Genomic DNA, 11,324 nt, shown 5'->3' with positions numbered 1-11,324 from the left:
GATGGACAACACTACCGCAGAGCGCATTGCCAAACGTTTCGTCAGCCTGCCACTGGAGCAGCGTCGGCAGATCCTCGACAAGATGCGCGAGACCGGGCAGAGCTTCCGCCTCTTGCCGATTGCCGTGACCCGCAATGAGGTGGAGCGCATCCCGCTGTCCTACGCGCAGCAGCGCATGCTGTTCCTCTGGCAGATGGAGCCGGACAACAGCGCCTACAACGTGCCGATGGCGGTGCGCCTGAGCGGCGCACTGGACGACGCGGCGCTGGCCGGCGCCCTGGCGCAACTGGTAAAGCGGCATGAAACCCTGCGCACCCGTTTCGTTTCGGTGGACGGCGAGTTCCACCAGGAAATCCTCGAACAGGCGCCGGTGGCCCTGGAGGTGGTGGAGGTCTCGAGCGACGTCAGCGAAGACGCCGAAAACACCCTGAAAGCGCTGGTCGAAGCCGAGATGCAGGCGCCGTTCGACCTGCTCAGCGGCACCTTGTTGCGGGTCAAACTGTTCCGCCTCGGCAGCGCCGAGCATGTGCTGACCCTGTGCATGCACCATGTGGTGTCCGATGGCTGGTCGAGCCAGTTGCTGGTGCGCGAGTTCGTTCAGCTCTATCAGGCTCAGGTCGGCGCTACCGCCGCGGCCTTGCCGGCGTTGCCGGTGCAGTACGCCGACTACGCCATCTGGCAGCGCGCCTGGCTGGAGGCCGGGGAAGGCGAGCGGCAGTTGCAGTACTGGAAACAGCAACTGGGCGACGAACAGCCGGTGCTGGCGCTGCCGCTGGACCACGAACGCCCGCAGCAACCCAGCTACCGTGGCGCGGTGGTGCGTGCCGACCTGTCGGCGGCGCTGTCCGAGCAGCTCAAACGCGTGGCGCGTACCCAAGGCGTGACCGTGTTCATGCTGACCCTGGCCGCGCTGTCGGTGGTGCTGTCGCGCTACAGCGGCCAGGCCGATATCCGCATCGGCGCGCCCAACGCCGGCCGTACCCGCAGCGAACTGGAAGGGCTGATCGGCTTCTTCATCAACACCCAGGTGCTGCGGGTGCAGATCGATGAGCGGCAGACCTTCGCCGAGCTGCTGGAGCAGGTGAAGCAGGTGGTGACCGGCGCGCAATCCCATCAGGAGCTGCCGTTCGAGCACCTGGTGGACGCCCTGGCGCCCGAGCGCAACCTGGGCCACAACCCGCTGTTCCAGTTCAAGATCAACCAGCAGGTGTTCAGCGCGGACGAAGGCGACGATGCCGAGCGCGGCGTCGATGGCCTGAGCGTGGACAAATACGCTTTCGGCGCCACCGATGCGCGCTTCGACCTAGCCTACGACTTCATCGATACCCCGCAGGGCCTGCGTGGTTACTTCACCTACGCCACCGACCTGTTCGAGGCGGCGACCATCGAGCGGATCGTCGCCTCGTTGCGTGGCGTGCTGGAAAACCTCGCCGCGCACACTGGCGACACGCTGCTGGCGCACGCCGAGCCCGCGCCGCTATTGGCGACGCCAGCGGCTGCGGCGAGCAGCGCCAATGGCTTCCTCTCGCTCTGGCAGCAAGGGCTGCAGGTGGGCCAGGACAAGCCGGCCGTGCGCTCGGGCGAAGACGTCTTGAGCTACGCGCAACTGGACGCGCAATCCAGCCAGCTCGCCCATTACCTGCGGGCGCAAGGCATCGGCGCCGGCATGACCGTGGCGCTGTGTCAGGAACGCGGGATCGAGTGGGTGACGAGCCTGCTGGCGGTGCTCAAGCTGGGTGCGGTGTACCTGCCGCTGGATACCCGCCAGCCGCTGGAGCGCCTGCAACAGCTGACGCGGGACAGCCGCGCCGCGCTGCTGATCCATGCCGCCGGATACGACGCTTCGTCCTTCGACCACTGCCCGACCCTGGCCTGGGACGCCAACCTGTGGGCCGTCAACCCGAGCAGTGCGCCCGAGGTTGCCATCAGTGCGAGCCAGCCGGCCTACATCATCTACACCTCCGGTTCCACCGGTCAGCCCAAGGGCGTGGTGATCAGCCACGGCGCCTTGAGCAACTACGTGCAGGGCGTACTGGAGCGTCTGGCGCTGAGCGGCGAGGGCAGCATGGCGATGGTTTCGACCATCGCCGCCGACCTCGGCCACACCTTGCTGTTCGGCGCCCTGGCGTCGGGGCGCACGCTGCACCTGTTGTCCCATGAACATGCCTTCGACCCGGACAGCTTCGCCGCCTACATGGCCGAGCAGCGGATCGAGGTGCTGAAGATCGTGCCGAGCCATCTGCAAGGTCTGTTGCAGGCGGCGAAGCCGGCGGATGTGCTACCGGCGCAGTTGCTGATCCTCGGTGGCGAAGCCAGTAGCTGGAGCCTGGTCGAGCAGATTCGCGCGCTCAAACCTGGCTGCCGGATCCTCAACCACTACGGTCCGACCGAAACCACCGTGGGCATCCTCACCCATGAAGTCGGCGCCGTTATCGAAGGCTGCCGCAGCGTTCCGGTTGGCCAGCCGCTGGCCGGCGCCCGGGCACGGGTGCTGGACGCCTGGCTCAACCCGGTGGCCGAGCGGGTCGCGGGCGAGCTGTACCTGGGCGGTGCCGGTCTGGCCCAGGGCTATTTGGGTCTGCCGGCGCTGACCGCCGAACGCTTCGTACCGGATGCCGATGGCCAGCGCCTGTACCGCTCCGGCGACCGTGCGCGGCATGTGCCGGGTGGGCTGGAGTATCTGGGCCGTGCCGACGACCAGGTGAAAATTCGCGGCTACCGCGTCGAGCCGGGCGAGGTCGGCCATCTGCTGCGCGGCCTCGACGGGGTCGCCGAAGCCGTGGTTCTGGCGCTGCCGCAGGACGGTGATGAAGCGCGCCTGCAACTGGTGGGCTACTGCGCCGCCGCCAGCGGCGTGACCCTGCAGGCCGAAGCGCTGCGTCAGCAACTGGCGGCGAGCCTGCCGGAATACCTGGTGCCCGCGCAGATCCTGCTGCTGGAGCGCCTGCCGCTGACCGCCAACGGCAAGCTGGACAAACGCGCCCTGCCCAAGCCGGGTGCGATCAAGCAGGCGTACACCGCGCCTGTGGGTGAAATCGAGGAAAAACTCGCCGCAGTCTGGGCCGATGTGCTCAAGCTGGAGCGGGTCGGCACCACCGACAACTTCTTCGAATTGGGCGGTGACTCGATCCTCAGCCTGCAGATCATCGCTCGGGCCAAGCGTCAGGGCATCAAGCTCAGCCCCAAGCAACTGTTCGAGAAACAGACCATCGGCCAACTGGCCGCGGTGGCCAAGCTGATCGAGAAGAAAGCCGCCGCCCCCGTGGTCGAGCAACTGAGCGGCAATCTGCCGCTGCTGCCGATCCAGGCGCGTTTCTTCGAGACCGATATTCCCCAGCGTCACCACTGGAACCAGGCGGTGATGCTCAAGCCGACCCGCGCGCTGGACGCCGTGCACCTGCGAGTCGCCCTGCATGCCCTGGTCGAACAGCATGACGCCCTGCGCCTGAGTTTCGCAGCGCAAGCGGCGGGCTGGCAGGCGAGCTTCGCCGCGATCAACAGCCGTGACCTGCTGTGGGTACGCGAGCTGGACGACAGCGCCGACCTGACCGCGTTGGCCAACGAAGCCCAGCGCAGCCTCGACCTGACAAACGGCCCGCTGCTGCGCGGGGTGCTGGTGAACCTGGCGCAGGGCGAACAGCGCCTGCTGCTGGTGATCCATCACCTAGTGGTGGACGGCGTGTCCTGGCGCGTACTGCTGGAAGACCTGCAACAGGCCTATGCCGCGCTGGTGGCGGGCAAGACGGTGGTGCTGCCGGCCAAGAGCAGTTCGCTCAAGGCCTGGGCGGAAAAACTCCACGGCTACGCCGCGAATGCCGCGCTGGAACAGGAACTGGGCTGGTGGCAAACGCAGTTGCACGGCGCCAGCGACAGCCTGCCGTGGGATCACACCGAGGGCAGCCAGCAACGCCAGCACGCCCTCTCCGTGAGCACCCACCTGGATGCCGGGCTGACCCGCAAACTGCTGCAAGACGCGCCCGCCGCCTACCGCACGCAGATCAACGACCTGCTGCTGACCGCGCTGGCGCGGGTCATCAGCCGCTGGACCGCTCGGCCCGATGCGTTGATCCGCCTGGAAGGCCACGGCCGCGAAGACCTGTTCGACGATATCGACCTGAGCCGTACCGTCGGCTGGTTCAGCAACCTGTACCCGGTGCGCCTGACGCCCGCCGCGCAGGTGGGCGAATCGATCAAGGCGATCAAGGAACAACTGCGGGCGATTCCCGACAAGGGCATCGGCTATGGCGTGCTGCGTTACCTGGGTGGCGAGCCTGCGCGGGCGTCCCTCGCGCAACTGGCGCAGGGCAGCATCGTGTTCAACTACCTCGGCCAGTTCGATGGCAGCTTCGATGCCGGTGATGCGCTGTTTGCGCCGTCCGGTGAAGCGTCTGGCGACAGCCAGGCCGCCGCGGCGCCGCTTTCTGCGCCGATCAGCATCAACGGCCAGGTGTATGGCGGCGAACTGGACCTGAGCTGGAGCTTCAGCAGCCAGGTGTTCGAGCGCGCGACCATCCAGCGTCTGGCGGACGACTATGCCGCCGAACTGCGTCAGTTGATCGAGCATTGCACCGCCGCTGGCGTGGCGGGGATGACCCCGTCGGACTTCCCGCTGGTCGACCTGAGCCAGGCGGAACTGGACCGCTTGCCACTGCCAGCGGCGCGAGTGCAGGACCTTTACCCGCTGTCGCCGATGCAGCAGGGCATGCTGTTCCACACCCTGTACGAGCAGGAGGCCGGCAACTACATCAACCAGTTGCGGGTCGAGGTCGAAGGCCTTGAGGTGCCGCGTTTCCGTGCGGCCTGGCAGGCGCTGGTGGACCAGCATGACGTGCTGCGCAGTGTGTTCTTCAGCGACCTGCGCCAGCCCGTGCAAGCGGTGTTGCGTCAGGTCGAGGTGCCTTTCGTCGAGCTCAATGTGCGTGGGCAGGCAGAGCAGGATGCGTGGATCGAGCAATGGGCGGCGGCGGAGCGTGCGCGTGGCTTCGTGCTGGAACAGGGGCCGCTGCTGCGTCTGGCGGTGCTGCGCACCGGCGAGCACAGCCATCAACTGGTCTACACCTGCCACCACATTCTCATGGACGGCTGGAGCACCTCGCGGATGCTCGGCGAGGTGCTGCAACGCTACAGCGGTCACAGCGTGGCGGCTAACAGCGGACGCTACCGCGACTATATCGAGTGGTTGCAGCGCCAGGACGGCGCGGCCAGCCGCGACTTCTGGACCCGCCACTTGCACGGGCTGGAACAGCCGACCCGGCTGGCCCAAGCGGTCAGTGCGCCGGTGGGCGGCGACGGTTATGGCGAACAGCTTCATGGCCTGGATGAGCAGCAGACCCAACGCCTGAGCGATTTCGCCCGCGAACAGCGGGTCACCCTCAACACCCTGGTGCAGGCCGCGTGGCTGTTGCTGCTGCAACGCTACAGTGGTCAGGCCAGCGTGGCCTTCGGCGCCACCGTGGCGGGTCGTCCAACCGAACTGCCGGGGATCGAGGAGCAGCTTGGTCTGTTTATCAATACCCTGCCGGTGCTCGGTAGCCCGCGCCCGGAACAGACCGTGGCCGAGTGGCTGGCGCAGGTGCAGGCGCAGAACCTGGTTCTGCGCGAGCACGAGCACACGCCGCTCAACGACATCCAGCGCTGGGCTGGACGGGGCGGCGAGGCGCTGTTCGATTCGATTCTGGTGTTCGAGAACTACCCGGTGTCCGAGGCCCTGCAGCAGACCGCGCCGCAGGGCCTGGTCTTCGGCAGCCTGATCAACCAGGAGCAGGCGCACTATCCGCTGGCGCTGGTGGTCAATGTCGGCGCTGCGCTGTCGATGCGCCTGAGCCACGACCGCCGGCAGTTCAGCGATGAAGTAGTGGCTCAGTTGGCGCGGCATCTCGATCACCTGTTGCAGGCGCTGATCCGCGATGCCCAGGCCCCGCTGGGCGAGCTGCCGCTGCTGGACGCCGATGAGCGCCAGCACCTGCTGCATCACTGGAACGACACGGCCGTGGCCTTCGCCGACGCACCGATTCAGGACCTGATCGAGGCCCAGGTGCAGGCCACGCCAGAGGCTGTGGCGCTGATTCTGGGTGAGCGGCAACTGAGCTACGCCGAGCTGGATCGTCAAGCCAACCGTCTGGCGCATCACTTGCGTGAACTGGGCGTGGGCCCGGATGTGCTGGTTGGTATCTCGTTGGAGCGCAGCCTGGAAATGGTCGTCGGCCTGCTGGCGATCCTCAAGGCGGGCGGCGCCTATGTGCCGCTGGACCCGGCGTACCCGCGTGAGCGCCTCGATTACATGCTGCGCGACAGCGGCATTCGCCTGCTGCTGACCCAGTCGTCGCTGCTGGCGCAACTGCCGGTGAGCGAGCAGGTTCGCAGCCTGGAACTGGACCTGCTGATCGACTGGCAGGACAGCACCGAGGTCGCGCCGCCGCAGGTTCATCTGCACTCGGACAACCTGGCCTATGTCATCTACACCTCCGGTTCGACCGGACGACCGAAGGGCGTGGAAATCCGCCACGGCGCGCTGACCAACCACATGCTTTGGATGCAGAACGAACTGGAACTGGCGCCACACGACCGCGTCTTGCAGAAGACCGCGTTCAGCTTCGACGCTTCGGTCTGGGAGTTCTGGCTGCCGCTGCTCAACGGCGCGCAACTGGTTCTTGCCAGTCCAACACTGAGCGATGACCTGTCGTTGCTCTGGAGCGAAGTGGCCGATCACCACATCAGCATCCTGCAACTGGCGCCGTCGGTACTTCAGGCGTTGCTGCCGGACGTGAAGGGCGGCCAACTGGATTCGCTGCGCACTTTGGCCTTCGGTGGCGAGGGCTTGAGCGCGGCGCTGGTGGAGCAACTGCGTCAGCAGTGGAACGGCCAGGTCTACAACCTGTACGGCCCGACCGAAGCGACTATCGACACCAGCAGCCTGCTGATCGAGGGTCCGGTGGACACCGCAATCGCCGCCATCGGCCGGCCGATCAGCAACGTGCGCACCTATGTGCTGGACGCCAACTTGCAGGTCTGCCCGGTGGGCAGCGCAGGTGAGTTGTACGTCGGCGGTGACTCGTTGGCCCGTGGTTATCACCAGCGTCCTGATCTGACCGCCGAGCGCTTCGTGCCGGATCCGTTCACTCCGGGTGCGCGTCTGTACCGCACCGGCGACCTGGTTCGCTACCGCGCTGACGGCGTGATCGACTACCTCGGCCGTATCGACCATCAGGTGAAGATTCGCGGTTTGCGTATCGAGCTGGGCGAGATCGAAGCGCAGATCCTGCGCCATGCCGCCGTCCGCGAGGCGGTGGTGCTGGCGAAGGAAACGGCCAACGGTACGCAATTGGTGGCGTATCTGGTGGCCGATCAGGATCAGCCCGCCGTGGCTGACCTCAAGGCGCTGCTGGCTAAGGACCTGCCGGCCTTCATGGTGCCAGCGCAGTGGCTGTTCCTCGACCAGTTGCCGCTGACGCCGAACGGCAAGCTCGACCGTAAGGCCCTGCCACAGCCGGACGTTGCCCAGGCCCAGGCGACTTACGTCGCGCCACGCAGCGAGCTGGAACAGCAATTGGCGGCGATCTGGTGCGATGTGCTCAAGCTGAAGCAGGTCGGGCTGACCGACAACTTCTTCGAGCTGGGCGGCGACTCGATCATCTCCATTCAGGTGGTCAGCCGTGCGCGTCAGGCCGGGATCTTCTTCACGCCCAAGGACCTGTTCCAGCGCCAGACCGTGCAGAGCCTGGCCGCGGTCGCGCGCCTGGCCCAAGCCTCGGTCATCGATCAGGCCGCGGTGGACGGTGTGGCGCCGCTGACGCCGATCCAGCACGCCTTCTTCGAAACCGACATCCCGCAGCGCCACCACTGGAACCAGGCGGTGATGCTCAAGCCTTCCCGTGTGCTGCAAGCGGCCCTGGTGGAAAAAACCTTGCGGGCGTTGCTGGTGCAACACGATGCCTTGCGCCTTGGCTTCTCGCTGGAAAGCGGTGTCTGGAACGCTGTCCACGGCCAGCGCACTGACAGCGGGTTGCTCTGGCAGCGCCAGTTGAAGCACGCCGATGAGCTGGAACCGTTGGCGCAGGAAGCCCAGCGCAGCCTCGATCTGGAGCGCGGCCACCTGTTGCGTGCGGTGCTGGCGGAACTGCCCGATGGCTCGCAACGTCTGTTGCTGGTGATCCATCATCTGGTGGTGGACGGTGTGTCCTGGCGCATTCTGCTGGAAGATCTGCAGAACGCTTACGCCGCGCTTGCCGAGGGCAAGCCCCTGACACTGCCGGCCAAGACCAGTTCGTTCAAGCGCTGGGCCGAGCACCTGAGCGACTATGCCCGCAGCGCCGAACTGGAGCAGGAACTGGGCTACTGGCAAGCACAACTATCTGAGGTCAGCGATGAACTACCGGACCGCAAAGCGGGCGCCGAGGCGAGCAGCCGCACTGTCGCCAGCGTCACCACCTGCCTGGACCGCGACCTGACCCGACAACTGCTGCAGGACGCCCCGGCGGCCTACCGCACGCAGATCAACGACCTGCTGCTGACGGCACTGGCCCGGGTGATCTGTGCCTGGACCCGGCAGCCGTCGGTGCTGATCAAGCTGGAAGGGCACGGCCGCGAAGACCTGTTCGAAGCGCTGGACATCACCCGCACGGTCGGCTGGTTCACCACGGTCTACCCGGTCAGGCTCAGCCCGCGGCCGGCCCTGGCCGACTCGATCAAGACCATCAAGGAACAACTGCGGGCGATCCCCAGCAAGGGCATCGGTTACGGCGTGCTGCGCCATCTGGGCAGCAGCGCCGCCCGCGAGGCCCTGGCCGGTCTGGCCCAGGGTGCGATCGTCTTCAACTACCTGGGGCAGTTCGACGGCAGCTTCGCGGAGGAAGACGGCTTGTTGCGCCCGTCCGGCGAGAGCAGCGGCGACATGCACAGCCTCGACGCACCGCTGGACAGCCTGATCAGCGTCAGCGGCCAGGTCTATGGCGGCCAGCTCGAACTGAAATGGCGCTTCAGCACCGCAGTGTTCGAGGAGGAGCTGTTGCAGGGGCTGGCTGATCAGTACGGCGCCGCGTTGCGGCAGGTGATCGAACACTGCGCGCATGCCGAGAGCGCCGCAGCGACGCCTTCGGATTTCCCGCTGGCCAACCTCGACCAGCAGGACATCGACGGCCTGCGCATCGCCCCGGCGGAGATCGCCGATATCTACCCGCTGTCGCCAATGCAGCAGGGCATGCTGTTCCACAGCCTCTACGAGAAAGAGGCGGCCAACTACATCAATCAGATGCGGGTGGATGTGCGGGGGCTGAATGTCGCGCGCTTCAAGGCGGCCTGGCAGGCGGTTATCGACCAGCACGATGTGCTGCGGGCCAGCTTCATCAGCGACCTGAGCAAACCGCTGCAAGTGATCCGCAAACAGGTGGCCGTGGCGCTGACCGAGCAGGACTGGCGCGCCTTGGAACAGGGCGCCGCAGCGCTCGAAGCCTGGGCCGACGCCGACCGTCAGCGCGGTTTCGATCTGGAGCAGGAAGCGCTGCTACGCCTGACCCTGCTGCGCACCGGCGACGACAGCCATCACCTGATTTACACCAGCCATCACATCCTGATGGACGGCTGGAGCAGCTCGCGTCTGCTGGGCGAGGTGTTGCAGCGTTACCACGGCCAGGTGCCGGCGCAGTCGGCGGCCCGCTACCGGGATTACATCGAATGGCTGCAACGCCAGGATGCCTCGGCCAGCGAAAACTTCTGGCGTGCACAGCTCTCTGCGCTGGAGGCGCCGACCCGGCTTGCCGAGGTGCTGAAACCGCAGGTCGCGGTGGAGGGCTATATCGACCAGCATTACGCGCTCGACCGCGAGCAGACGCTGCGCCTCAACGCTTTCGCCCGTGAGCAGCGGGTAACCCTGAATACGCTGGTGCAGGCGGCCTGGCTGTTGCTGCTGCAACGCTATACCGGCCAGGCCAGCGTGACCTTCGGTGCGATTGTCGCCGGACGTCCGGCGGAATTGCCGGGGATCGAGGAGCAGCTTGGCCTGTTCATCAACACCCTGCCGGTGGTGGGCAGCCCGCGCGCCGAGCAGTCGGTGGCGAACTGGGTGGGTGAACTGCAGGCCCTCAATCTGGCCCTGCGCGAGCATGAGCACACGCCGCTCTACGATATTCAGCGCTGGGCTGGTCACGGTGGCGAAGCGTTGTTCGATTCGATCCTGGTGTTCGAGAACTACCCGGTCTCCGAGGTGTTGCAACAGGCAGCGCCAGAAGGACTGGTGTTCGGCAGCGTGATCAACCAGGAGCAGACCCACTATCCGCTGACCCTGGTGGTCCAGGCCAACGAGACGTTGGCGGTGCGCTTCAACTTCGATCGCCAGCGTTTCAGCGAAGACGGCATGGTGCGGCTGGTCGGGCATTTCGATCAGTTGCTGCGCGCCTTGGCCGGCGATGCGCAGGCCCCGCTGGGCGAGCTGCCGCTGCTGGACGCCGCCGAGCGCCAGCACCTGCTGCATGGCTGGAACGACACGGCCGAGTCCTTTGCCGACGCACCGATTCATGACCTGATCGAAGCTCAGGTACAGGCCACGCCAGAGGCTGTGGCGTTGATCCTGGGCGAGCGGCAACTGAGCTACGCCGAGCTGGATCGTCAGGCCAATCGCCTGGCGCACCACTTGCGTGAACTGGGTGTGGGCCCGGACGTGCTGGTCGGTATCTCGCTGGAGCGCAGTCTGGAAATGGTCGTCGGGTTGCTGGCGATCCTCAAGGCGGGCGGCGCCTATGTGCCGCTGGATCCGGCTTACCCGCGTGAACGTCTGGACTACATGCTGCGCGACAGTGGCATTCGCCTGTTGCTGACCCAGTCCTCGCTGCCGGCGCAACTGCCGGTGAGCGAGCAGGTACGTAGCCTGGAACTGGACCTGTTGATCGACTGGCAGGACAGCACCGAGGTCGCGCCGCCGCAGGTTTATCTGCACGCGGACAACCTTGCCTATGTCATCTACACCTCCGGTTCGACCGGACGACCGAAGGGCGTGGAAATTCGTCATGGCGCGCTGACCAACCACATGCTGTGGATGCAGAACGAACTGGCACTGGCGCCACACGACCGCGTCTTGCAGAAGACCGCGTTCAGCTTCGACGCCTCGGTCTGGGAGTTCTGGCTGCCGCTGCTCAACGGAGCGCAACTGGTGCTCGCCAGCCCGGCGTTGAGCGATGACCTGTCGTTGCTCTGGAGCGAAGTGGCCGATCACCAGATCAGCATCCTGCAACTGGCACCGTCGGTACTGCAGGCGTTGCTACCGGAAGTGAAGGGCGGCCAACTGGATTCGCTACGCACTTTGGCCTTTGGTGGCGAGGGCTTGAGCGCGGCGC

At 66.2% G+C, this 11,324-nt stretch carries 1 protein-coding gene; it reads left to right on the top strand.

Annotation, left to right across the window (positions count from 1 at the left end; genetic code table 11):
• Nucleotide 1: 1 nt before the first annotated feature.
• The coding region (locus HWV67_RS28145; RefSeq protein WP_175653603.1) for a non-ribosomal peptide synthetase at nt 2-11,324 on the top strand (11,323 nt) is incomplete at its 3' end.

Origin of the sequence: Pseudomonas sp. Marseille-P9899, from assembly GCF_903166565.1 — a bacterium.
Lineage (GTDB): Bacteria > Pseudomonadota > Gammaproteobacteria > Pseudomonadales > Pseudomonadaceae > Aquipseudomonas > Aquipseudomonas huaxiensis.
This window is presented reverse-complemented; position numbering and strand designations above follow the sequence as displayed.